At 59.7% G+C, this 24,102-nt stretch carries 18 protein-coding genes and 3 tRNA genes; 7 read left to right on the plus strand and 14 right to left on the minus strand.

Features of this window, described 5'->3' with window-relative positions; all coding sequences use genetic code 11:
- Positions 1-13 precede the first annotated feature (13 nt).
- The 4 genes from CVE23_RS16665 (at position 14) to CVE23_RS16680 (ending at position 1,053) form a co-directional block, all read left to right on the plus strand.
- Positions 14-89, plus strand: a tRNA-Val gene (locus CVE23_RS16665).
- Positions 90-132: 43 nt separating this feature from the next.
- Positions 133-208 (plus strand) — tRNA-Val (locus CVE23_RS16670).
- 7 nt (positions 209-215) lie between these two features.
- Positions 216-291: transfer RNA gene (locus tag CVE23_RS16675), tRNA-Lys, on the plus strand.
- Positions 292-618: 327 nt separating this feature from the next.
- On the plus strand, positions 619-1,053 hold the full coding sequence (locus CVE23_RS16680; protein WP_100849988.1) for a DoxX family protein: 435 nt from the start codon (positions 619-621) through the stop codon (positions 1,051-1,053).
- 48 nt (positions 1,054-1,101) lie between these two features.
- Here CVE23_RS16680 and CVE23_RS16685 read toward each other — a convergent pair whose 3' ends face one another.
- The 7 genes from CVE23_RS16685 to dgt all read right to left on the minus strand — a co-directional run bounded on the left by CVE23_RS16685 (position 1,102) and on the right by dgt (position 9,646).
- On the minus strand, positions 1,102-2,094 hold the full coding sequence (locus tag CVE23_RS16685; protein WP_038919901.1) for a sulfate/molybdate ABC transporter ATP-binding protein: 993 nt from the start codon (positions 2,092-2,094) through the stop codon (positions 1,102-1,104).
- Positions 2,084-2,968, minus strand: a complete 885-nt coding sequence (gene cysW / locus CVE23_RS16690; RefSeq protein WP_049853579.1) for a sulfate ABC transporter permease subunit CysW — start codon at positions 2,966-2,968, stop codon at positions 2,084-2,086. The genes CVE23_RS16685 and cysW overlap by 11 nt, the downstream gene beginning before the upstream one ends.
- Positions 2,969-2,977: 9 nt before the next feature.
- Positions 2,978-3,790 (minus strand): sulfate ABC transporter permease subunit CysT, encoded by an 813-nt coding sequence (gene cysT / locus CVE23_RS16695; RefSeq protein ID WP_038919903.1) that lies wholly within the window; start codon positions 3,788-3,790, stop codon positions 2,978-2,980.
- Positions 3,791-3,887: 97 nt separating this feature from the next.
- The gene (locus tag CVE23_RS16700) at positions 3,888-4,898 is read right to left on the minus strand and encodes a sulfate ABC transporter substrate-binding protein (protein WP_038919904.1); all 1,011 of its coding nucleotides are present in this window, start codon (positions 4,896-4,898) and stop codon (positions 3,888-3,890) included.
- A 286-nt stretch (positions 4,899-5,184) separates the two neighbouring features.
- Complete coding sequence (locus CVE23_RS16705; protein WP_038666661.1) at positions 5,185-6,342, minus strand: CdaR family transcriptional regulator; 1,158 nt, start codon at positions 6,340-6,342, stop codon at positions 5,185-5,187.
- 173 nt (positions 6,343-6,515) lie between these two features.
- Positions 6,516-7,964 (minus strand): serine endoprotease DegP, encoded by a 1,449-nt coding sequence (gene degP / locus CVE23_RS16710; RefSeq protein WP_049853581.1) that lies wholly within the window; start codon positions 7,962-7,964, stop codon positions 6,516-6,518.
- A gap of 164 nt (positions 7,965-8,128) precedes the next feature.
- A complete protein-coding gene (dgt, locus tag CVE23_RS16715) occupies positions 8,129-9,646 on the minus strand; it encodes a dGTPase (RefSeq protein WP_100849989.1) in 1,518 nt (505 codons plus the stop codon).
- Positions 9,647-9,959: 313 nt separating this feature from the next.
- Here dgt and mtnN point away from each other — a divergent pair, with 313 nt between their 5' ends.
- Together mtnN and btuF are read left to right on the plus strand one after the other, a co-directional pair.
- The gene (gene mtnN / locus CVE23_RS16720; RefSeq protein WP_100849990.1) at positions 9,960-10,661 is read left to right on the plus strand and encodes a 5'-methylthioadenosine/S-adenosylhomocysteine nucleosidase; all 702 of its coding nucleotides are present in this window, start codon (positions 9,960-9,962) and stop codon (positions 10,659-10,661) included.
- Between the two features lie 50 nt (positions 10,662-10,711).
- Positions 10,712-11,530 carry a vitamin B12 ABC transporter substrate-binding protein BtuF gene (gene btuF, locus CVE23_RS16725; protein WP_038919908.1) on the plus strand — a complete coding sequence of 273 codons (819 nt, stop codon included), beginning with the start codon at positions 10,712-10,714 and terminating at the stop codon, positions 11,528-11,530.
- Between the two features lie 72 nt (positions 11,531-11,602).
- Here btuF and erpA read toward each other — a convergent pair whose 3' ends face one another.
- Both erpA and clcA read right to left on the minus strand, forming a co-directional pair.
- A complete protein-coding gene (gene erpA, locus CVE23_RS16730; protein ID WP_038666648.1) occupies positions 11,603-11,947 on the minus strand; it encodes an iron-sulfur cluster insertion protein ErpA in 345 nt (114 codons plus the stop codon).
- Between the two features lie 80 nt (positions 11,948-12,027).
- The gene (clcA, locus tag CVE23_RS16735) at positions 12,028-13,425 is read right to left on the minus strand and encodes a H(+)/Cl(-) exchange transporter ClcA (protein ID WP_049853584.1); all 1,398 of its coding nucleotides are present in this window, start codon (positions 13,423-13,425) and stop codon (positions 12,028-12,030) included.
- 178 nt (positions 13,426-13,603) lie between these two features.
- Here clcA and hemL point away from each other — a divergent pair, with 178 nt between their 5' ends.
- Positions 13,604-14,884, plus strand: a complete 1,281-nt coding sequence (gene hemL, locus CVE23_RS16740) for a glutamate-1-semialdehyde 2,1-aminomutase (protein ID WP_100849991.1) — start codon at positions 13,604-13,606, stop codon at positions 14,882-14,884.
- Between the two features lie 73 nt (positions 14,885-14,957).
- On the opposite strand, the gene fhuB is transcribed toward hemL, so the two are convergent.
- The 5 genes from fhuB to hrpB form a co-directional block, all read right to left on the minus strand.
- Complete coding sequence (fhuB, locus tag CVE23_RS16745) at positions 14,958-16,973, minus strand: Fe(3+)-hydroxamate ABC transporter permease FhuB (protein WP_100849992.1); 2,016 nt, start codon at positions 16,971-16,973, stop codon at positions 14,958-14,960.
- Entirely contained in the window at positions 16,970-17,881 is a 912-nt protein-coding gene (gene fhuD, locus CVE23_RS16750) for a Fe(3+)-hydroxamate ABC transporter substrate-binding protein FhuD (protein WP_100849993.1), read from the minus strand. Before fhuD ends, fhuB begins: the two co-directional genes overlap by 4 nt.
- A gap of 11 nt (positions 17,882-17,892) precedes the next feature.
- Positions 17,893-18,690 (minus strand): Fe3+-hydroxamate ABC transporter ATP-binding protein FhuC, encoded by a 798-nt coding sequence (gene fhuC / locus CVE23_RS16755; protein WP_038669366.1) that lies wholly within the window; start codon positions 18,688-18,690, stop codon positions 17,893-17,895.
- 328 nt (positions 18,691-19,018) lie between these two features.
- Complete coding sequence (gene mrcB / locus CVE23_RS16765; protein WP_038919912.1) at positions 19,019-21,520, minus strand: bifunctional glycosyl transferase/transpeptidase; 2,502 nt, start codon at positions 21,518-21,520, stop codon at positions 19,019-19,021.
- 104 nt (positions 21,521-21,624) lie between these two features.
- On the minus strand, positions 21,625-24,066 hold the full coding sequence (hrpB, locus tag CVE23_RS16770; protein WP_100849995.1) for an ATP-dependent helicase HrpB: 2,442 nt from the start codon (positions 24,064-24,066) through the stop codon (positions 21,625-21,627).
- Between the last annotated feature and the right edge of the window lie 36 nt (positions 24,067-24,102).

Here is a 24,102-nt window from a genome sequence, read left to right on the forward strand (position 1 = left end):
AAGAATTGAGATTGGGTGATTAGCTCAGCTGGGAGAGCACCTCCCTTACAAGGAGGGGGTCGGCGGTTCGATCCCGTCATCACCCACCATTCTCATACCAGCGGTCTTCTTATGACAATGAAGTACAGAAGTGGGTGATTAGCTCAGCTGGGAGAGCACCTCCCTTACAAGGAGGGGGTCGGCGGTTCGATCCCGTCATCACCCACCACTTCTGCGGGTCGTTAGCTCAGTCGGTAGAGCAGTTGACTTTTAATCAATTGGTCGCAGGTTCGAATCCTGCACGACCCACCAATTACCTCGACCAGTCCGGTCGCTTCCTCAAGAATCATGAAAACCGTGTGCGCTACCGCGCAGGGTAACTCCTGATTTCTCGCATCGTTTTCTTTTAATTTCTGTTCCAATCACCTTCAGATTGTCCTCTCGCTACGAATAGCACGCTTTATCGCCACCCGCGTTCAAACACCCGCCAGGCCGTATCCGCCCTCACCGATGTTCAAAAATTCGCCACGCATCACGCAAAATTTTTGATAAGGAACGTCAAATGTATTGGTTTTTTATTCCGTCGCCAAAAGACGACACTAGCATCGTAATAAAACGCATTCTTATAAGGGTAAGACGATGATAGCTAAAGCCAATAAATTCTTTACCGGTTTAACCGACCATCCGGACGGCGGCAAACTGTTGCTGCGTTTGACCGTCGGTATTCTGCTGCTGTTTCACGGCGTCGCCAAAATCGAAAATGGCGTGGGTTGGATCGCCGGCATGCTGGCGCAGCAAGGTCTGCCCGGCTTTATCGCCTACGGCGCCTACATCGGCGAAGTACTCGCCCCCATCCTGATTGTTTTGGGCGTATTGACCCGTATCTCTGCGGCCGTGGTGGCGTTTAACCTGCTGGTCGCGACATTGCTGGTCACCATGGGCAAATTATTCACCATCACCAATGTGGGCGCATGGGGGCTGGAAGGGGAAGCGTTCTACTTCCTGTGCAGTCTGGTGATTATGCTGGTGGGCAGCGGCCGTTACTCCGTGGTTTCTAACGAAGACTACCGTTAATCTCCGTATGCTCTTGAAAAAAACGCCCTTACGGGCGTTTTTTTATGGTCAGATTTCCCAGTCGTGGTTATAGCGTTTTGGCTTGAACTGTACGACATCGCCGCGGTGCAACCCGGCCAGCACCTCGTCATCATGCGCCACTTCCGCTTCAATCAATTCATTGTTGCCGTCAACCTTCAGCACCAGCCGCGTCAGCGCGCCTAGAGGACGGATATCCTTGACCACCACCGGCTGGAAGTCAGCCTGCGTCTGCTTCGACAACGCCACCTCGTGCGGACGGAACTGAATCGTCTGATCATGACCAGCCAGTTTCAATCGGTTGCTGTCACCCAGGAAGTTATAGACAAACTCGGTGGCCGGGCGGTTATACACCTCATCAGGCGTGCCAATCTGCTCGATGACGCCCTTGTTCATCAACACGATGCGGTCCGCCACCTCCATCGCTTCTTCCTGATCATGGGTGACAAACACCGATGTCAGGTTAATTTCTTCATGCAGACGCGACAGCCAGCGGCGCAGCTCTTTACGCACCTTGGCGTCCAGCGCGCCGAACGGCTCGTCCAGCAATAAAATACGCGGCTCCACAATCAACGCCCGCGCCAGGGCGATACGCTGGCGCTGACCGCCGGATAACTGCTCCGGGTAGCGATCCGCCAGCCATTCCAGTTGCACCATATTCAGCAGTTCGCGCACCTTGCTTTCGATATCCCGCTTTGACGGCCGTATCGCTTTCGGTTTCATGCGCAGCCCAAACGCCACGTTATCGAACACCGTCATATGCCGGAACAGCGCATAGTGCTGGAAAACAAAGCCGACATGACGATCGCGCACATCGTGTCCCGACACATCTTCGCCGTGGAACACAATGCTGCCGCTGTCCGGCGTTTCCAGGCCGGCGATAATGCGCAACAGCGTGGTTTTGCCGCAACCGGACGGCCCCAGCAGCGCCACCAGTTCGCCGCTCTGGATCGATAAATTGATCTGATTGAGGGCCCGGAACTGACCAAACTGTTTGTTAACGTTGTGAACCTCAATGCTCATTACCGGTCAGCTCCTGTTGTTTCTCTTGTTGTTTCGACAAATGCGCTTCGCTCCACTGGCGCAGCAACAGCACCACCAGCGACATCACCAGCAGCAGAATCGCCACGCTGAACGCAGCGACGATGTTGTATTCGTTGTAAAGAATCTCGATATGCAGCGGCAAGGTATTGGTCAGGCCGCGAATATGGCCGGACACCACCGACACGGCGCCAAACTCGCCCATCGCGCGGGCGGTACACAGCACTACGCCGTAAATCAGCGCCCATTTCACATTCGGCAATGTGATGTGCCAGAACATCTGCCAGCCGTTCGCGCCCAGCAGTCTGGCCGCCTCCTCTTCCTGACTGCCCTGTTGCTCCATCAGCGGAATCAGCTCGCGCGCCACATACGGCAGGGTGACAAACATGGTCGCCAGCACGATGCCGGGCACCGCATAGACGATTTCCAGATTATGTTCGGTCAGGAACGGATACAGCTTGCTCTGGGCGCCAAACAGCAGCACATACATCAGGCCGGTTACCACCGGCGACACGGAAAACGGCAGGTCCAGCAGTGCCAGCAGCAGCGATTTGCCGCGGAATTCGAACTTGGTGACGCTCCAGGAAATCGCTAGCCCGAACACCATATTCAGCGGCACTGAAATGACCGTCGCCAGCAGCGTCAGCTTGAGCGCGGACACCGCATCCGGTTCGGTGATCGCATTCCAGAACGCGCCGATACCGTTATGCAATCCCTGGGTTACCACCATGATCAGCGGCAATACCAGAATCAGTAAAAACACCGCCCACGCCAGCGTGGTGAGCACATAAAAGGTAACAGGGCGCCTGACGGAGGACGGACGCACCGTCACAGGCGTAGAAATACTGTGATCCATGCTCATCCTTTATAATTTCGGTTGAATGCGCCGTTGCAGCAGGTTAATCAGCAACAGCATGATGAAAGAGACAACCAGCATGAACACGCCGATACCGGTCGCGCCCTTGTAATCGTACTGGTCCAGTTTGGAAACAATCAGCAGCGGCAGGATTTCCGTCTTGAACGGAATGTTGCCGGCAATAAACACCACCGAGCCATACTCCCCCACGCCGCGAGCGAATGCCAGCGCGAAACCGGTAAGCCAGGCGGGCAGAATCGCCGGCAGCAGGACATGGCGGAAGGTCTGCCACGGGTTGGCGCCCAGACAGGCGGAAGCCTCTTCCACTTCTTTGGGAATATCGGCCAACACCGGCTGCAGCGTGCGCACCACAAACGGTAGCGTGACGAAAATCAGCGCCAGCGTGATGCCAATCCCCGTGTAGGCGATACGAAAAGGAAACAGCGAGCCGATCAGCCCATTCGGCGCATACAGCGACGTTAGCGCAATCCCCGCCACGGCGGTAGGCAAGGCAAACGGCATATCGATCATCGCATCGATAATCTTCCTGCCGGGAAAGGTATAACGCACCAGCACCCAGGCCAGCAACGTCCCCAGAACGCCGTTGATGAATGCCGCCGTCAGCGCGGAACCAAAGGATAATTGCAGGGAAAACAGCACCTGGCGACTGGTGATCAGTTCCCAGAACTGGGTCAGCGTCAACTGACTGGCGTACAGAAACATGGCCGCCAGCGGGATCAGGACAAGCAGCCCCAGATAGCTAAGGCTAAAGCCCAGAGTCAGACCAAAACCGGGAATGACCGGTGAAATACGTCGCGACATAACAAGCCTTTCAATGATGAAACACGGATTGCCGACTCAGACAACCAACGTGGCAAAACCGCCCCGATGGGGGCGGTTTTAACGCTCAGAATACAACTTATTTATTAATCTGTTTGAAGATAGCGTCGAACACCCCGCCATCATCGAAGAATTTAGGCTGCGCGCTTTTCCAGCCGCCGAACTCTTCATCGATCGTCACCAGTTTCACCGGCGCAAACTGAGACTTAAATTCCTCAGCGATTTTGGCGTTGCGCGGGCGATAGAAGTTTTGTGCGATGATACGCTGCCCTTCGTCGCTGTAGAGGTAGTTCAGATAAGCTTCCGCCTGTTTACGCGTCCCCTTGCGCTCAACCACTTTGTCGACCACCGCTACCGGCGGCTCCGCCAGAATGGACAGAGACGGCGTGACGATTTCCAGTTGGTCGCCGCCCTGCTCTTTCAGCGACAGATACGCCTCGTTTTCCCAGGCAATCAGCACATCGCCCAGTTGACGCTGGACAAAGCTGATGGTTGCGCCACGCGCGCCGGTGTCCAGCACTGGCGCATGCTTGTAGAGTTCGGTCACGAATTTCTGCGCGCTTTCATCGGTTCCGCCCGGCAGATGCTTGGCATAAGCCCAGGCCGCCAGGAAGTTCCAGCGGGCGCCGCCGGAGGTTTTCGGGTTCGGCGTGATGACCTGCACGTCAGGTTTAATCAGGTCGTCCCAATCCTTGATATGTTTCGGGTTGCCTTTGCGTACCAGAAATACAATGGTGGAGGTATAAGGCGTGCTGTTGTCCGGCAGACGCGCCTGCCATTTAGGGTCGATCAGCGGCTGATTGAGGTTGAGCGCATCGATATCGCCCGCCAGCGCCAGCGTCACAACATCCGCCTGCAGCCCGTCGATCACGGAGCGAGCCTGCTTGCCTGAACCGCCGTGGGAGTTTTTGACGGAAATCGTTTCGCCGGTGGTTTCTTTCCAGTGTTTGATAAACGCCGCGTTATATTGCTGGTAAAATTCGCGGGTTGGATCGTAAGACACATTCAGCAGTTCCGTGGCAGCCGAAGCCATACCCGAAAATAACAACGCGGCAGTAGCCAGCGACCATCCCAAACGACGCATTGACATTATTATTACTCCCCTCAAAGTCTGCCCGTTGCCTGCGCGAGCGTTCAAAAGAGCCCCAGAGTCCGGCGGCCTGTCATCATGCAACCGGAACAGCGGCTAAACGACGCAACTGTATCCGGTTTTATCTATGGAAGGGACAATAGTGGATAAGGCGGGAGGGAAAAAATACTGTTTCGAGATAATTTATGCTCTCGGGTTATATTATTGGCGGCTTAACAGTGCATTTGAATCTAAGGTAAGCGGCAGGCCAACCGCCCGCCGCTTCTCGTCGTCATCGACACGAGCATTACTGCTCTTCATCCAGTTGCAGCGCGACATACAGCAACAGCCGATCGTCAAAGTTGCCCAGATCCAGTCCGGTCAGTTCGGATATACGGTTTAACCGGTATTCCAGCGTATTGCGATGTACAAACAGCGCCTTGGCGGTCGCTCCCGGCTGCACATTGTTGCGAAACCAGGCGTTAAGGGTACGGCGCAACAGGCCATTGCTGTCCATCGCCTTCAGCCTGGCCAGCGGACGCACCAGTTCGTTGGCCTGCCAGCCGCCGCGCAGACTATCGAGCAGCACCGGCAGCATCAGATCCTGATAGAAGTAACTGCGCTGCGCCGGCATTCGCTGTTTGCCGACGCTCATGGTGGTTCGGGCGGTACGATAGGAACGCGCGATACTGCCGGGACCGGTGAAATAGTTGCCCAGCGCCACCCGCACCCGTAACCGGCTGCTCTCTTCCATACGCGACAACAGCGTGTCGACGCGGCGACGATGCTCTTCCGCATCCCAGCGGCCGTGGTTGTTCAGCGCTGGTTTCAGCACCACCATCTCCGTCAGCGAGACAATCGCAATCAGATTGTTGCGCTCCGGCGTGGTCAGCAACGTCTGCAATTGCTGTAATTCGGCCATCGCGCTGTCCACCCCTAGCTGACCGCTATCGACCTCCACTACCGCCGCCACACGCGGCTGATTGAGGTCAATGCCGAGGCGCTGCGCCCATTCCATCAGCGCCGGCGACAGATCATCGGTACGGATCAGGTTCAGCACCAGTTCTTCCCGCAGACGGCTGTCCTGCGCCAGCATATGCAGCAGTCGCGCCTGCTCCAGCATCATCTCGGCCGTCATGCACACCAGTTCGCCGTACTGGCGCAACTGACCAGGGTTACCGGTCAGGCCAATCACGCCGACGATTTCGCCGTCGATTTTCAGCGGCAGGTTGATGCCCGGCCGGACGCCGTGCAGATGCCGCGCCACCGCGTCATCAATATCCACCACCCGTCCCTGCGACAGCACCAGCAGCGCGCCTTCATGCAATTCCCCAATACGCTCCCGATCGCCGCTGCCGATAATCCGCCCACGCGCGTCCATCACATTGATATTACTATCAATGATTTTCATGGTGCGCGCGACGATCTCCTGTGCCAGTTTGTTATTCAGGTGGTATGACGCCATTTCAACCTCAAGGGATAGAGACAACCGCACCAGCATAACGCCGGGTATCGCGTCATACATTGTGCAAATGAACAAAAACCGGGGAATCACACAGAATCTGTGGAAGAACTCACAAAACAGGCGGGAAATGGCATGGCCGGATGTCGAAGCGCCCGGTCATGCCCATAGTCAGGTTATTGAATCAACAGGTAGAGATCGCTGTTGCCGCGTCGAATGCTCAGCGCCAGCACCGGAGGTTTACTGTCGATGATTTTGCGCAGCTCGCCAATATTTTCTACCGGCTGCTGGTTCACGCCGAGGATGACGTCATCAGGCTTCAGGCCGATTTTCGCCGCCGCGGAATCCGGTTTCACCTTATCAACCTTGATGCCCTTCTGACCGTTGATCTGGGTATTGCTCAACTCAGCCCCTTCGATCGCGGAATTCAGGTTGCCGGACGACACCTGCGATTGCGTGCTCTGTTGCAGGGTCACCTCCACCGTCACCGGTTTCCCTTCACGAATCAGCCCCAGCGCCAGTTTGCTGCCCACCGGCAGCGACCCAATCTGGGCACGCAGGGCAGAGAAGCTACTGATAGGCTTGCCGTTCATCGACACAATCACATCGCCGGCCTTGATACCGGCTCTGGCGGCGGCGGAATCCGGCTGCACCTGGCTAACGAACGCCCCGCGCTGGGCATCCACTTTCATGGCTTTAGCGATATCGGAATTCAGCTCAGTGCCCAAAATCCCCAGTTCGCCGCGTTTGACCTCACCGTATTCGACAATCTGGCTGACCAGGTTTTTCACGATATTACTGGGAATGGCGAAACCAATGCCGATGTTGCCGCCGCCCGGCGCGAGGATCGCGGTATTCAGGCCAATCAGTTCGCCATTCAGGTTGACCAGCGCGCCGCCGGAGTTACCGCGGTTGATGGCGGCGTCGGTCTGGATAAAGTCTTCATAGTTTTCAATATTCAACCCGCTGCGACCCAGCGCGGAGATAATCCCGGAGGTAGCGGTTTCCCCCAGCCCATAAGGGTTGCCGATCGCCACCGCGTAATCCCCCACGCGGAGTTGATCGGAGTCCGCCATCTTAATTTCGGTCAGGTTACGGAAATCCTTCAATTGGATCAGCGCCACATCCGAGCGTGGATCCTTACCGATGACCTTGGCGTCGAACTTGCGGCCGTCACTGAGGCGAACCTGAATCTTGTCGGCGTTTTCCACTACGTGGTTGTTGGTCACCACATACCCTTTGGCCGCATTGATAACCACCCCGGCGCCCAGCGCCTGGAATGCCTGCTGCGGCGCGCCGTCCCCATCGCTCTCGTCATCGTCTCCTTCGCCCTGACACATCGGCGAAGACTGGAAAGGCGAGCCTTCCTGACAGAAGGGCGAGTTTTCGCCGAAGAAAGGCTGCATTTGCGGCGGTGCGCTGGCGCCGCGGCTGGCGGTGGTATGTCCTTCAACAGAAATATTGACCACCGACGGCATCACCTTTTCCAGCATCGGCGCCAGGCTCGGCAACTGCGCGCCGGACGCAGACACCGATTCTGCGGCGGCGGCGGTACCCGGCAGCGTCCCCACGGCCATCGCCAGACTTAATGCCAGCGCGCTCAGCATCAACGATTTTCTTTTCATAGCGATATGTCTCACATTCAGTCAACGTGCAAACTCTGACGGCTACCTTCAGCGGTCAGGTGGAATGAAATCACTATGCGCAGCAGCGCACGCTCTGTGCAAGATGGTGAAGAGTAAGGAAATATTGACCGTATTTACAAAACATTCCCTCTCGTCAACCGCTCTCAATCCACCGCCATCAGCCGACGGTATTCATCGTAGGCGTATAAGTCGGTCATCCCGCTGATGTAATCGAGAATCAGCCGGGCGCGGTAGTAATATTCCCACACCTCCTGTTCGGCGTCGGCTAATGCCGACAAGGCGCAAGTCGCCTCGCGGTAGGCGTGGCAATGCTTACTGGAAAGCTTGTGGTACAACCGGGTTTCGATCGGATAGCGCTTGTGGGTATCGTCATTCACCAACTGGCAAAAATCGCGGTACGGCATGTTCAGCAACGGACTGTAGATCTCCAGCAGGCCGCTGATGATGCGATCGCCCTGCAGTTCCAGTTGTTCAACTTCGTGGTGATTAAAAACGAACTTTCTGGCGACATCTTTAAAGATCTTTAATAACCGCCCGTAGTCGTCCTTGTCCTCTTCCAGCAACGAACGGTTAAAGCTACCGTCATAAATCGCCGGCAAGTGCTCAATAAAACGCCGCGTCACGTATCCCACCATCGTGTTGACCGTGTTCACGCGCAGTTTCATGAAAAACTGGTCACTCTCGCTACGCCCTTGCATATGCTGCCGTTCGGTGTACGCCCGTTCGATAGTACGGCTGAACACGTCCTTCTCCGCCCGCGCTCCCCAGGCGTCCTCCAGCCGCTCGTACAGTTGCTGGTAAGTCACGATCTTCTTCTCCACCGCATCTTCCAGATCGGCGATGCAATAGGAGATATCATCCGCCGCTTCCATAATGTAGGTCAGCGGATGACGGTGAAACTCGCCCATCCCCAGCTCGCTGCGCAGTTGCCGGACAAACGCCTCTTCCGACAGGTAAAACCCGGCTTTTTTCATCAGGTAGCTGTAATCGGGCGGGATGGGCTGCGCCCAATAGGCGGGTTTGGTGTATTTCAAAATGCAGCCGACCTGGGCATAGGTCAGATTAAGCTTGAGCAGCGAATGCACTAAGCGGATCGCCTGGGCATTGCCTTCGAAATTGCTCAGATCATGGCGGATACGGCTACGCAGCGCATTCAGTTCCGCGTCTCCCTCGTCATCCAGCCGCAGGCAGGCCACCTGACAGGGATCCTCGCTGGCGCCCGGCGGTTTACCTTCCGGCGCCAGCCGCTGGCTGAACCAATTATTGATCGCCGCCTCGCCGAAATGCCCGAACGGCGGATTGCCGATGTCATGCATCAGGCAGGCCATTTCGATCAGACTTTCAAACGGCGTTTCCAGCGTTGCCAGCCCCAGCGCGCCCAATTGCCCGTTTTTGCGCAGTTGCCCGAGGATTTCCTTGGCGATATAGCGCCCGACCTGCTGCACCTCCATCGAGTGCGTCAGACGGGAACGTACGGCGGCGTTGCGCTCCAACGGGAAAACCTGGGTTTTTTGCTGTAGCCGACGGATGGCGGCGGAATTGATGATACGCCCGCGGTCGCTTTCGAACTCCCTCTCGATGGCGTAGGCATCTTTTTTGTCTTTCGGTTTACTGAAAGGCCGCTGAAAACTGATTTTCTTCGAAAAATCGATATCAGACATACTGCTCTCCATGTAATGCCCTGATTAGGCGGTGCCCCGCGCCTGAACGTCGTACCGCGGGCGTTGATGCCAACAGACGGGGCGCCAACTCAGTCATAGCACGTCCCCGGCGGGGGCACAATCGCTGCACGGCCTAAGCCGTGATAGACTAGAAACTGTTGACAAACAGCCGGGTGGTTTGGCGGACGGGGATATCTGTCTGAATCAGTGAATGATTTCATGCGGGATAAACGGTGTCATTAATTAAGGTGTTTGTCAGCAATCTGCCAGACGGCATATTTTTGTTATTTCGGACAAATCGGTGGGGAACCCTATGAAAGTTGGCATTATTGGCGCAATGGAACAAGAAGTGACGCTGTTGAGAGAACAGATCCAGAACCGCCAGACCTTCCAGCGCGCGGGCTGCGAGATCTACAGCGGCCAGTTGCACGGCGTGGAGATCGCGCTGCTGAAATCCGGCATCGGCAAAGTATCGGCCGCGCTGGGCACCACGCTGCTGCTGGAACACTGCCAGCCGGACGTGGTGATCAATACCGGTTCCGCCGGCGGTCTGGCGTCCTCACTCAAGGTGGGCGATATCGTGGTGTCCGACGAAGTGCGCTACCACGACGCCGATGTTACCGCATTTGGCTACGAACCCGGCCAGATGGCGGGTTGCCCGGCCGCGTTTACCGCCGATGAAAAACTGATCGCGCTGGCGCAGGGCGCCATCGGCCAGTTGCAGTTGAACGCCGTTCGCGGGCTGGTGGTGAGCGGCGACGCCTTTATCAACGGTAAAGAGCCGCTGGCGCGTATCCGTCAGACCTTCCCGCAGGCGATCGCTGTGGAAATGGAGGCCACCGCCATCGGCCACGTCTGCCATCAGTTTAGCGTACCGTTTGTGGTCGTGCGCGCCATTTCCGACGTGGCGGATCAGGAATCGCACCTCAGCTTTGACGAATTCCTGGCGACCGCCGCCAAACAATCCACCCGCATGGTGGAAACCATGCTGCAGTCACTGGCGCAACAGCGCTAATCCATCCCAAACCGGGGTCACGGCCCCGGTAGCTTAACGGGAGACGCTTTTTGAAGCCCTGGTATTTTCACGCTCTGTGCTGTCTGGCGCTGCTGTGGCTCGTCCCCTGTCGGGCGGAGCCGGTGGCGCAGCGCGTCGTCAGTCTGGCGCCGCACGCCACCGAAATGGCGTTTGCCGCCGGGATGGGCGAGCGGCTGGTGGGCGTCAGCGCCTGGTCCAACTATCCGCCCGAAGCCGGGCGCATCGAGCAGGTCGCCAACTGGCAGGGCATCAATCTGGAACGTATTCTGGCGCTGAAACCGGATCTGGTACTGGCCTGGCGAGAGGGCAACGCTCAGCGGCCGCTGGAGCAACTGGCGTCATTCGGCATCCGCATCCTGTACCTCGATCCGGCCACGCTCGACGACATTCCGCGCCAGTTGGAGATGCTGGCGCAGTACAGCCCGCATCCGGAACAGGCGCGGGAAGCGGCGCAGCGATTCCGCCAGCAGCAACAGACGCTGGCGCAGCAGTACGGGCAGAGCACGCCGGTGCGGGTGTTCCTGCAATTCGGCAGTCAGCCGCTATTTACCTCATCGCGCGCGACGCTGCAAAGCCAGGTGGTCAGCCTGTGCGGCGGCGACAACGTATTCGCCGACAGCCCAATGCCCTGGCCGCAGGTGAGCCGCGAGCAGGTTATCCGGCGTCAGCCGCAGGTCATCGTCATCAGCGGGCCGCCCGGCGCGGCGGAGCAGGTTACGGCATTCTGGCGACCGCAACTGAACCCCGAGGTGATCGCAGTCAACGAAGACTGGTTTAGCCGCACCGGCCCGCGGTTGATGCTCGCCGCAGAGCAACTGTGCCGGCAATTCGCCGCATGGCGGCGCTGACGCGCTGTCGGCTACGCATAAAAAAACCCGTGCGCCGGTCAGGCCACGGGTTTTTCTTAACGCCAAATGCCGTCAGATGCTGAAAGAGGAACCGCAGCCGCAGGTGGTTTTCGCGTTCGGGTTGGTCACCACAAAGCGGGAGCCTTCCAGCCCTTCGGTGTAATCCACCGAACCGCCGATCAGATATTGCAGGCTCATCGGGTCGACCACCAGGGATACCCCTTGCTTTTCAATGGTCATATCACCGTCGTTAACCTGATCGTCAAAGGTAAAACCGTACTGGAAGCCGCTACAGCCGCCGCCAGTGATGTAAACCCGAAGTTTCAGTTCCGGATTATCTTCATCAGCAATCAGGAGTTTCACCTTGTTAGCCGCCGCATCCGTAAACTGCAGGGGCAGTGCTACATCATCGCTCATTTTTTTACTCCCAATTCAATACCGGGCGGTATTCAACAGCCCTCGTTATCGTTTTATTATCCAACAGCACCCGGCAACGTTCAAGATTTGATACCGACGTTCGGCGCGACGACGGAGGCTTCCTGCTGCGCCTGACGTGCCAACGTGCGCGCCAGAATACAGGAATAAAGCGGCTTGCCGCCGAGAAACTGCGCCACCAGCGTAGCGCCGAGGCAGGTGATGATCATGGGCAAAATCAGTTGGTAGTTATCGGTCATCTCCAGCACCAGTACGATGCCGGTCAACGGCGCGCGGACAGACGCGGCGAACAGCGCCCCCATGCCCGCTACGGCAAACGTACCTGCCCCCAACTCCCAGGCCGGAAACACATGCGCGCACACCATGCCGAACGCCGCGCCCAGCAACGTGCCCAGCGACAGCATCGGTGCAAAGATGCCGCCCGGCGCGCCTGAGCAGAAGCAGAGCAACGTCATGCCCACCCGCGCCAGGAAAATCGTCAGCAACATCCCCACGCCATAGTGTTCCGCCGCCGCAATCGGGATCAGCGCAAAACCGCCGCCGGTCGCGTCGCTGAACGCCAGCGTCATCAGCCCGGATACACCGCCGGCCGCCAGCCCGACCAGCAGAAAACGCGGCATTGAATGGCTGTGGAACCGCAGGAAACGCGCCTGCGCCCCCAGCACCAGCGCATTGAATAAGACCCCCACCGCGCCGAATAAAATACCCAGCAGCAAATACAGCCACAGCGTACCGACCGGCGCGGACGGCAGCCGGCCGACATCGATCACCGCCTGATCGCCCTCCAGCAAGCGATAAACCACACTGGCCATGATCACGCCGATAAACACCGCCTTGATGGAAATCAGGCTGTAACGAAACTGCGGGCGCATCTCCTCAATGATGAACAGAATCCCGGCCAGCGGTGCATTAAAGGCTGCCGATAATCCCGCCGCTGCGCCGGTCGCCAGCAGCGAATGGCGCATTTCCGTTTTCCGCCCTGGGAACAGATCGGCCACCATGCCGCCGATATTGCCGCCCAGTTGCACCGTCGGCCCTTCCCGCCCCAGCACCATGCCTGCGCCCAGCGTTCCCATACCGCCGAAGAATTTCACCGGTAACACCCGCCACCAGCGCACCGGCCGCAAATCTTCCAGCGCGCCTTCGATTTCCGGAATGCCGGAACCACCCGCCTCCGGCGCGAACCGCCGTACCAACCAGTAGCCGATCGCCGCCAGCAAGGCTGATATCAGGATACTCAGCGGCCACACCCAATCGCTCGCCGACAAGGCCGACAGCGAAGTCAGCCGCCAATGTTGCACCACATTGACCGCCTGATTGAATCCCACGCCGACCAAACCAACCAGCGTGCCGGTCAGGGCAGCCATCATCAGGATATACACCGGTGTTTTATCGCGGCGAACGAGTTGTCGGATAGCGGCGCTGCGTACCGCAGCCGGTAAAGAAAAGGAAGAAGGCATGACAGCAATATCAGGGTTAGCATGACGGACAAGGCGACCATTCTAGTCCCGTATCCGCCGCCTTGCCCAGCCTGAATCCCGGCCACTGCGGCCTAAAATGTGTCTGACGATTTCATAACGTGGGTCAGATCATTAGAATGGACGCCACTCGCTATGCAAATCCAATCAGGAAGCCGCAATGAATAAATCTGAAAGTCTGTATGCCGCCGCCCGTCAACTGATTCCCGGGGGAGTCAACTCGCCGGTGCGCGCATTTAACGGCGTAGGCGGCGTGCCGCTGTTCATCGAACGTGCGCAAGGCGCCAGACTCTACGACGCGGATGGCAAATCTTATATCGATTATGTCGGCTCCTGGGGGCCGATGATTCTGGGCCACAACCATCCCGCCATTCGTCAGGCGGTGATCGAGGCGGCTGAGCGCGGCCTGAGTTTTGGCGCGCCCACCGAAATGGAAGTCAATATGGCGCGGCTGGTCACGTCGCTGGTGCCGGGCATGGAGATGGTGCGCATGGTTAACTCCGGCACCGAAGCCACCATGAGTGCCATCCGGCTGGCGCGCGGGTTCACCGGCCGCGACAAAATCATCAAATTCGAGGGCTGCTATCACGGCCACGCCGACTGCCTGCTGGTGAAAGCAGGTTCCGGCGCGCTGACGCTGGGGCAACCCAATTCTCCCGGCGTACCGGCCGATTTCGCCCGCCATACCCTGACCTGCACCTACAACGATCTGGCCTCGGTGCGCGCCGCGTTCGAACAATACCCGCAGGACATCGCCGCGATTATCGTCGAACCGGTGGCCGGCAACATGAACTGCATTCCGCCGCTGCCGGATTTCCTGCCGGGGCTGCGTGCGCTGTGCGATGAATTCGGCGCGCTGCTGATCATCGATGAAGTGATGACCGGCTTTCGCGTGGCGCTGGGCGGCGCGCAGGCATACTACGGCGTGCGTCCTGACCTCACCTGCCTCGGCAAGATTATCGGCGGCGGTATGCCGGTGGGCGCGTTTGGCGGCCGCCGCGACGTCATGGAAGCGCTGGCGCCGACCGGTCCGGTGTATCAGGCGGGTACGCTGTCCGGCAACCCGATTGCTATGGCCGCCGGTTTCGCCTGCCTGAGCGAAGTCGCCAAGCCCGGCGTCCACCAGAAACTGACCGAACTGACCACTCAACTGGCGGACGGCCTGCTGGCGGCGGCGAAAACGCAGCGGATCCCGCTGGTGGTGAACCATGTCGGTGCGATGTTCGGGATTTTCTTTACCGATGCCGATCGGGTGACCTGCTATCAGGATGTGGTGAAGTGTGATGTGGAACGGTTCAAACGTTTCTTCCACCTGATGCTGGAAGAAGGCGTCTATCTGGCGCCGTCGGCGTTCGAAGCGGGATTCATGTCGCTGGCGCACAGTCAGCAGGATATTGAGCACACCGTTGACGCCGCCCGTCGCAGCTTCGCCAAACTGTAAGCGCTATCTCCCTGTAAACGCTATCTCCCTGTGCCGGTGGGACCTTCCCCACCGGCTATTATTCCTTCCCGCTTTACCGCGCCTGACGGCGCAGCAGCCAGATAAAATAGGGCGCGCCAATGAAGGTCGCCAGTAAACCGGCAGGAATCTGATTTGGGAACAACAGCATCCGGCCGCACCAGTCGGCCAGCACCATTAAACCACCGCCGACCAGCGCCGAGCAGGCCAACTGCGGGATCACGCGATTGAACCCCAGCATGCGCGCCATGTGCGGCGCCATCAGCCCGACAAAACTCATCGGCCCCACCGTCATGGTCGCCACCGCCGTTAATACCGCGGCCAGCAACAGAATCAGCAAACGCACCGGCGTCACCGCTACCCCCAACGACCGGGTCGTGGTCACACCCAGCGGCAGCATGCGCAGCCAACGCTGACACAGCGGTACCACCAGCAACGCCAGCAGCGCCACCGCCGCAGACGTCATCGCCTGCGTGCCGGTCACCTGATAGGTCGAACCGGACAGCCAGGTCAGCAGGCTTCCGCCGCGGGGATCGCCGCTGGCCAGCAACAGGCTGATCAACGTGGTAAACGCGGTGCCCAGCGCAATCCCTACCAACAGCATGCGTTGCGTCGAAAAACCGCCGCGCCCGGCCACCATCATGATCAGCAGCAGCGTGACCGCAGCCCCGAACGTACCGGCCGGCAGCATCCAGTCCGTGACGTTGCCCGTCACCAGAAACAGCAACGCCACCACGCTAAACGCCGCGCCGGCGCTGATCCCCAGCACTTCCGGACTGCCCATCGGGTTACCGGTTAAACGCTGAATCAGGCTACCGGCCATCGCCAGCATCACACCCGCGGTCAGCGCCGCCGTCACCCGCGGCCAACGCCAGGGCAACAGCGCCGAGAACTCCTGGCCGCTCGCCCAGTACCAACCGGCGGGTTCGCGCCCCAGAGACAGCGCCACCGCTACCACCGCCAGCAGCAAAACCAGCCCCGCCAACCACCATCCGCCCCAGTTGGCGCGTTCGGTCAGCGCTTTCTGCCCGTCCTGCAGCACCGGCGGCGCGGTAGAGCGCAAACGCGGCAGCAGCCACAACAACAATGGCGCGCCAATCAACGCAGTGGCGGCGCCGGTCGGCACCTCACGCCAGACGCCCGCCAGCCACAGTAAGATCTGATCGGTCAGTGTCAGCAGCAACGCGCCCAATAACGGCGACAGCCACAGACGTTGCCCCAATCGGCGCGCGCCCAGCATTTTCGCCATCAGCGGCGCAAACAGGCCGATAAACCCGATGATACCGGCGGCGTTGACCCACTGCGCGCTGAGGAAAATCGCCAGCAATAATGTGCCGACGCGAGCTACTGACAGGCTCAGCCCCAGATTGCGGGCAACGCCGTCATCCAGCCCCAGCAACGTCAGCGGACGCGCCAGCAATAGCGTCAACACGACACCGACGACCAGTGCCGGCAGCACCCGCATTACGCTCTGCCAGTCTTGCTGATTGAGCGAACCGCTGCTCCACAGAAACAGATTGGTCAACTGCTCGTAGTGAAACAGCGCCAGCAGTTGCGTGACGGCGCTGCAATACAAACTCAGCACCAGCCCGGCCAGAATCAACGTGACCGGCGACAGGCGCTTGCCCCAGGCTACGCCAAACACCAGCGCGCCCACCAGCAACGCGCCCGCCATCGCCGCCAGTTGCGACGCCAACCAGCCGCCGGGCAACGCCCACAGCGTCGCCGCCGTCAGCCCCAACTGCGCGCCGCTCGCCACCCCGAGCGTTGACGGCTCGGCCAGCGGATTGCGCAATACCTGCTGAAACAGCACGCCCACCAGCCCCAGCCCGGCGCCGATCAGCAACGCCAGCGTCAGACGCGGCAGCAGGCTGTAATGGAACAGCAACTGACGCAGATCGGCGACATCGGGCGACAGCGCGCCCTGCCGCCATAGCGCCAGCGGCAACTGCTGACGCAGATTATAGAACGCCATCAGGATAGCCAGCAGCGACAGCGCCGCCACTACCCCCGCCAGCAAACCGGACTTCGACGCACGCGTTGGCATATTCACGGCATTCTCCACGGTCATGTCAGCCGCTCCATCGCCCCGTCCAGCAGACGGCAGAAACGCATCGCCGACAGGGTGGCGCCATACAGCCAGACAGCCTCGGCACGCTGCCAGCGCTGGTCACGAACAAACGGCAGCGACTGCCAGACAGGATTAGCGCTGACCCGCGACATCAACCCATCGTTGCCATGTTCGAAGCAAATGGCATTGGCATGACCGACTGACGCCAGTTGTTCCATGCCAATCACCGTACTGCCCCAGAAATTGGTACTGCCCTGCCAGGCGTTTTCAATGCCAAGCTGATCCAGCACGTCCTGAAACAGGCTGTTTTTTCCCACCACCAGCACATGACGCTCATCCAACACCGAAAACAGCAACAGCGGACGGCGGGTATAGGGCTGCAATCTGACGCGGGCTTCCGCCATAAACTGATCAAACGCCGTCAGATGACGTTCAGCGGCGGCATTCATCTCCAGACGTTCCGCCAGCGTCGCCAGCGACTGTCTTGCGACCTGCAACGGCTTACCGTTACCGTCGCTAAACGCAAAGCCCAGTGACGGCGCAATGCGCTCAAGCTGTTCCGCCGCCGGGCCATACCCCGTCGAATAAAGCAGCAGTGAAGGATTAAGCCGCGCCAGCAGTTCGAGGTTGGGTTCGGTGCGCAGGCCGACATCCACCACGCTGGCCGGCAACGCCGGCGCTTGCACCCACAGGCGGTAGTTGTGGATATCCGCCACGCCCATAGGCATGACGCCCAGCGCCATCAATAATTCTACCGGCAACCATTCCAGCGCCACGATGCGCTGGCTATCCACCGCGGCAGCGTGGGTACTAAAAGGAGAAAACCACGGGGCAACCAGCATTGCCGCCAGCAGACGGCGCCGGAGCGCATCCGGTTTGTTCGGGCTACCCATCATCTTGTTCAGCATACGACACTCATTCAACACACAAAACTGACCGGCGTCCCTTCGACCGGATGGGGCAACACCCCCATCGGGATGCCGTAAATAGCCTGCAGCACCTCCGCCTGCATCAGCGCCTGCGGCGTTCCCTGCGCCACTACCCGCCCCTGACGCAGCGCCACCAGTTCGTCGCAGTAACGCGCCGCCATGTTGATGTCGTGCAACACGGCAATCACCGTAAGACCGCGTTGCTGGCTCATCCGCCGGATCAGCGACAGTACCTCTACCTGATGGGCGATATCCAGCGCCGACGTCGGTTCGTCCAGCAGCAGACAGCGGCTGTCCTGCGCCACGGTCATCGCCAGCCAGGCGCGTTGCCGCTCGCCGCCGGACAGGCTGTCCACCAGTCGGTGGGCAAAGGGCGACAGCCCCACCAGTTCAATGGCGTCATCCACTTTCTGCTGGTCGGCCGGTGCAAAACGCCCCAGCGCGCCGTGCCACGGGTAGCGACCAACCGCCACCAGTTCGCGCACCGTCATGCCGTCGGCGGCGGGCAATTGCTGCGGCAGATAGGCGACCTGGCGGGCAAACGCCTTACCGCCCCACTCCAGCAGCGGTTTTTCCGCCAGCCACGCCGAACCGCCGGAAGGCGCCTGATGGCGTCCCAGCATTTTCAACAGGGTGGATTTGCCGGACCCGTTATGACCGAGCAAGCCGCAGACTTTTCCCGCGGGAAAAGTCAGTGTCAGCGGATGCAGCAGTACCCGGTCAGCCACGGAAAAGCTGACCTCGTTCAGCCGGAAGGTGATCTCCGGCGGCATCATAGCTTTTTGCATCATGAAGTTCGTGCGTTGAAGGTATTCGGTTCGTCCGCCAGTTATCACGGCGGGCGAATATGAAAACGATAATGATTCTTATAAAGATTGAATGATAGGCGTAAGCCGAGGCTATCCGCAACCGATTTAGACGCGGGCGCATGAAATACGGGCGCCGGGAAAATAGCGGAGGGAGGGAGGAAGGAAGGAAGGAAGGAAGGAAGGAAGGAAGGAAGGAAGGAAGGAAGGAAGGAAGGAAGGAAGGAAGGAAGGAAGGAAGGAAGGAAGGAAGGAAGGAAAAAAGCACGCCCGGCGAACCGGGCGTGGGTATTGACATGTCGTTAGGCGTTTACTGCCCGAACATCTGCTTAATCCAGTCGGGAACGCTGCCGCCTTCCTGCTGATTTTGTTGTGGCTGACCGTTCGGCGAATTGGCCGGCTGCTGCACCGCTTGCTGGCTGGCCTGGCACAACGCCTGCGGGTTATCCGTCCACACCGGCAATGCCCGACCGGCGCTGCCGTTACAGATAAAGTTGCCGCTGCCGTCCACCGTCATGGTGGTAATGCCTTCCGGCGGCGTCAGCATCAGCGGCAACGGCGTCTGGTTTTCCAGATAGCGGCGATAAATAGTCAGCGCGCCGTTGGCGCCGGTCAGTTTCGCCGGGCCATTGTTGTCTCGGCCAACCCAGGTGATCACCACTTCCTTGCCGTCGACGCCGGCAAACCAGCTGTCGCGCAGGTCGTTGGTGGTACCGGTTTTCCCCGCCAGGTGGTAATTACCGAATTTCACCGTCAGCGAACGCGAGGTGCCGCGTTCCACCACCTGTTGCATACCGTACAGCGTCAGGTAGGCGGCCTGTGACGGCACGGCCCGTTCAGCCTGCGGGAAGCTCTGATACAGCACTTTGCCGTCTTCGGCGATCACCGAACGTAGCGCAGAGAGCGACGCGCGGTTACCGCCGCTGGCGATAGTCTGGTATTCCTGCGCCACTTCCATCGGCGTCAGGCTGATGGCGCCGAGCAACATCGCCGGCACCGCCTGAATCTGGTTCTGCGGGATCCCCAGCTTCTGCAATGTATCGCTGACCTGATCCAGACCGACCGCCATCCCCAGATTGACCGTCGGCACGTTGAGCGAGTTCGCCAGCGCGTCCACCAGCATCACCCGACCGCGGAATTCGCGATCGTAGTTTTTCGGTTCCCAAATCGTACCGTTCGGCTGTTTGAGCGAAATCGGCTCATCCGCCAGAATGGTGTTGAGGCGATAGCGATCCGGCATGCTGAGCGCCGTCAGGTAAGTAGGCGGTTTCGCCAGCGAACCGACCGAACGGCGCGCCTGCATGGCGCGGTTGAAACCGGCGAACTGCGCGTCGGAACCGCCCACCATCGCCCGAATCTCGCCGCTAAAGCGATCGACAATCACCATCGCCGATTCCAGATCCTTGACGCCGCGCGCCGCGCGCAGCGCCGGAATGCCGTCTTCCACCGCTTTTTCCGCCGCATCCTGCGACACCGGATCCAGCGTAGTGAAGATTTTCACCCCGGACAGATCGTTCGCCTTGTCGCCCAACCGCTGTTGCAGTTCCTGGCGCACCATCTGCATGAACGCCGGCTGCGGGCTGATCACCCCGCCTTTCGGCTGAACCCCCAGCGGACGGGCGCTCAGCATGTTGTAAAGATCTTCGTCGATGACCTGCTGGTTCTGCAGCAGTTTCAGCACCAGGTTACGACGCTCCAGCGTCACCTGCGGGTTGCGCCACGGGTTATAGAGCGACGCCCCTTTCACCATCCCCACCAGCATCGCCTGCTGGTCGAGGCTCAGCTCGTTTACCGGCCGCCCGAAATAGTAAAGGCTGGCCAGCGGAAAACCGCGGATCTGATCGTTGCCGCTCTGACCGAGATACACCTCGTTCAGATACAGCTCCAGAATGCGATCCTTGCTGTAGCGGTAATCCATGATCAACGCCATATAGGCTTCGTTGGCTTTACGCCATAACGAGCGTTCGTTGGTCAGGAACAGGTTTTTCACCAGCTGCTGGGTTAGCGTACTGCCGCCCTGCACCGCCCGCCCCGCCGTCAGGTTGGCGATCAACGCACGGCCGATGGAGTAGAAACTGATGCCGTCATGCTCGTAGAAATGGCGGTCTTCGGTGGCGATCAGCGTTTGCACCAGCAGGTCGGGAAAACCTGAACGCTGCACAAACAGTCGCTGTTCGCCGTTCGGCGACTGCAACATGGTGATCAGTTTCGGGTCGAGCCGGAAGAAACCGAAATTGCGCTGATTATCCATGTTCTGGATCTGCGACAACCGGTCGCTGCTGAAGATCATTTTGGCGTGGATTTGGCCTTCCTTGCCGTCCGGAAAGTCGAAAGGACGACGCTGGATTTCGATGCTGTTGGCCTGTACCGTGAATTCGCCCGGCCGGGTAATGCGGCTGACCTCGCGGTATTGCATGCCTTCCAGCAAATTGACCATCTCTTTCTTGCTGTAGGCCATGCCCGGTTCGAGGTTGACCATGCGGCCATACACCGCCGCCGGCAGTTGCCACACTTTGCCGTCGATACGACTGCGAATTTCCCCGTCGAGGTAAACGCCATAAATCGACATCACCACCACGAAAATCAGGAATAGCCGGATCAGCAACCCCAGCCAGCGGCGCTTCTTACGCGGCCGCTTGCTCATGACTTCTTCCTCGTCATCCTCATCGTCGTCATAGTCTTCTTCGTACTCTTCTTCATAATCGTCGTCGTAGTCATCATCCCTGCGACGGCGAGTCGCTTGCCTGCGAGGGGGAGTTTGTCGTGACGCACTACGTTTGCGCCCGATAGGTTCGCGGTCATCCCGAGACATTACAGTGACATCTCCATCAGGTTACTGACGGCCGTCGGATTGCCCGCCGTGGCCGTCTACTCTGTGTCTCCCACGCTGCGCAAGGAAGGGGGAAACATCTGAAATTAGGTATTCTGGTATTTTCTGGTGCGCCGGGTCGGCGCCGTATTCGCCGGATCGTCCGGCCAGACATGCTTGGGATAGCGCCCTTTCATTTCTTTCTGCACTTCCCGGTAGGCGCCGTTCCAGAACGCCGCCAGATCGCGGGTGATCTGCAACGGCCGCATCGCCGGAGACAGCAGTTCCAGCACCAGCGCCACCCGCCCTTCAGCCAGCAACGGGCTGGCCTGTTCGCCGAACATCTCCTGCAGCCGCACCGCCAGCACCGGCGGCTGATCAGCATCATAACGGATCGGCAAACGACTGCCGCCGGGCACAGTGTAATGGCTGGGCAGCGCGCTATCCAGCCGCTGGCGCTGCGACCAGTCGAGCAAACGCCACAGCGCTTCGCTCAGGTTGATCTGATTAAGCGTGCGACGATCCCGCACGCCGTTGAGCGACGGCAGCAACCATAGCTCCAGCGACCCTAGCAGGGCGGCGTCATCCACCGCCGGCCACGCCACCTCCGGCAACCACTGCCGGGCGCACAGCAACCGCTGGCGCAGCTGCAACGCCGGTTCGTCCCAGTTCAACACCGACAGCCCTTGTTCACGCAACCAGTTAAGCATCGCCTGCTGCAACGCCTCGTCCGACGGTTTAGCTAATGGCCGCGACGACAGCGTCAGGCTACCGATCTGCGTTCGCAGGCTGGCGCGCAGGGTACCTTTTTCTTCGTCCCAGTGCATCAGATTCTGTTCTGTCACCAGTTCCGGTCGCTGCCGCGCCAGTTGGTCGATATCAATCGGCAGCGCCAGTAAAATACGGGCGTCGGCGCTGTGCGGGCTTTGCATGAGAACCGGGGCCAGCAGCCATTCCGACGCCGCCAGCGCCTCTTCCGGCGGCAGACTGGCTCCGGACCCGTTCGCCAGTTGATAGCGCCCATCCTGACCACGCCGCCGGGCGATGCGATCCGCGAATCCCGCCGACAACAACCCTGCGGCCAGACGTTCATTCACTTTGCCTGACGTCTTGCCGGCACGGCGCGCCAGCTGTTGCGCCCGGCGCTGCCAATGGCCGGCGGGACGATGCAGGGCGTCGGACAGATTCGGCGACCCGGCGCGCGGCGGCTCTTCGATGATCGCCGCCAGCAACGCCGCCGTCGCCAGCGCATCCGCATCCTGCCCGGCGGCATGCAACATCGCCGCCAGCCGCGGATCGCTGCCCAGCGCCGCCATCTTACGCCCGTCCGCCGTCAGCCGTTGTTGCGCATCGCGCATGCCCAGTTGCGCCAGCAAACGGTCCGCCGCCAGCAATGCGGGTTGAGGCGGCGTATCCAGCCAACAGAGCTGCGCGACGTCGTTGCAGCCCCACTGCAGCAGGTCCAGCCGCACCCCGGACAGATCGCTGTGCAGAATTTCCGGCTCGCTTTGCGCCGCAGCGCGTTCAGCCTGCTCGCGGGCGAACAGATGCCAGCACACGCCCGGCTCCAGTCGCCCGGCGCGTCCGGCGCGCTGCACCATCGATGCCTGGCTGATACGCTGCGTCGTCAGGCGAGTCAGCCCGGTTTTGACATCAAACAACGCCACCCGCTCCAGACCACAATCCACCACCACCCGAATACCTTCGATGGTCAGACTGGTTTCCGCGATGTTGGTCGCCAGCACTATTTTGCGCCGCCCGGCGGCGGCCGGCAGAATCGCTTTCTGTTGCTCCGCCAGCGTCAGCGCGCCGTACAGCGGGCAGATATCCGCCTCCGCCGGCACCGCGTTTTCCAGTAGCGTCTGCAACCGTTTGATTTCCGCCACGCCCGGCAAAAATACCAGCAACGAACCGGTTTCGTCCTGCAACAGACGGTAAACGAGCCGGGCCGTCGCCTCCTCCAGCCGCTCCTGCGAGCCAATCGGCTGGTAATGCCGTTCCACCGGCCAGGAGCGCCCTTGCGACGACACGCTGAGCGATTGCGGTAATAAAGAAGAGAGCCGGAAATTATCCAGCGTGGCGGACATGATCAGCAGCTTGAGATCATCGCGCAGCCCCTGCTGGACATCCAGCAGCAGCGCCAGCGCCAGATCGGCCTGCAAACTACGTTCGTGAAATTCGTCCAGCATTACCAGCGAAACGCCATCCAGCGCCGGATCATGTTGCAGCATCCGGGTCAGAATGCCTTCCGTCACCACTTCCAGCCGGGTCTGGCTGCTAACCCGACTTTCCGAACGCATGCGGTAACCGACGGTCTGCCCCGGCGTTTCCCCCAGCCACTCCGCCAGCCGGAAAGCCACGCTTTTAGCCGCCAGCCGACGCGGCTCCAGCATAATAATGCGGCCGGGAAGCCCGCCCTGCTGTAACAGTTGCAACGGCAACCAGGTGGACTTTCCTGCGCCGGTCGGGGCATGCAGCAACACCTGCGGCGCGGTATGCAACGCCTGGATGACGTCATCCAGTACGGCGCTGACGGGGGGTAGACTCACACAACTCTCCGTAATCATGGCTGAATCCGGCGGCAC

The sequence above is a fragment of the Dickeya fangzhongdai genome, assembly GCF_002812485.1.
Classification (GTDB): Bacteria; Pseudomonadota; Gammaproteobacteria; order Enterobacterales; family Enterobacteriaceae; genus Dickeya; species Dickeya fangzhongdai.

Bases quoted from the DNA above. Each gene is read 5' to 3' on its own strand.
- cysT (WP_038919903.1), bottom strand. From the start codon at position 3,790: ATGTCGCGACGTATTTCACCGGTCATTCCCGGTTTTGGTCTGACTCTG.
- erpA (WP_038666648.1), bottom strand. From the start codon at position 11,947: ATGAGCGATGATGTAGCACTGCCCCTGCAGTTTACGGATGCGGCGGCT.
- dgt (WP_100849989.1), bottom strand. From the start codon at position 9,646: ATGTCTGATATCGATTTTTCGAAGAAAATCAGTTTTCAGCGGCCTTTC.
- cysW (WP_049853579.1), bottom strand. From the start codon at position 2,968: ATGGATCACAGTATTTCTACGCCTGTGACGGTGCGTCCGTCCTCCGTC.
- fhuB (WP_100849992.1), bottom strand. From the start codon at position 16,973: ATGACCGTGGAGAATGCCGTGAATATGCCAACGCGTGCGTCGAAGTCC.
- degP (WP_049853581.1), bottom strand. From the start codon at position 7,964: ATGAAAAGAAAATCGTTGATGCTGAGCGCGCTGGCATTAAGTCTGGCG.
- hemL (WP_100849991.1), top strand. From the start codon at position 13,604: ATGAATAAATCTGAAAGTCTGTATGCCGCCGCCCGTCAACTGATTCCC.
- CVE23_RS16685 (WP_038919901.1), bottom strand. From the start codon at position 2,094: ATGAGCATTGAGGTTCACAACGTTAACAAACAGTTTGGTCAGTTCCGG.
- fhuC (WP_038669366.1), bottom strand. From the start codon at position 18,690: ATGCAAAAAGCTATGATGCCGCCGGAGATCACCTTCCGGCTGAACGAG.
- CVE23_RS16705 (WP_038666661.1), bottom strand. From the start codon at position 6,342: ATGGCGTCATACCACCTGAATAACAAACTGGCACAGGAGATCGTCGCG.
- CVE23_RS16680 (WP_100849988.1), top strand. From the start codon at position 619: ATGATAGCTAAAGCCAATAAATTCTTTACCGGTTTAACCGACCATCCG.
- clcA (WP_049853584.1), bottom strand. From the start codon at position 13,425: ATGCCTTCTTCCTTTTCTTTACCGGCTGCGGTACGCAGCGCCGCTATC.
- fhuD (WP_100849993.1), bottom strand. From the start codon at position 17,881: ATGCTGAACAAGATGATGGGTAGCCCGAACAAACCGGATGCGCTCCGG.
- mtnN (WP_100849990.1), top strand. From the start codon at position 9,960: ATGAAAGTTGGCATTATTGGCGCAATGGAACAAGAAGTGACGCTGTTG.
- CVE23_RS16700 (WP_038919904.1), bottom strand. From the start codon at position 4,898: ATGTCAATGCGTCGTTTGGGATGGTCGCTGGCTACTGCCGCGTTGTTA.
- mrcB (WP_038919912.1), bottom strand. From the start codon at position 21,520: ATGTCTCGGGATGACCGCGAACCTATCGGGCGCAAACGTAGTGCGTCA.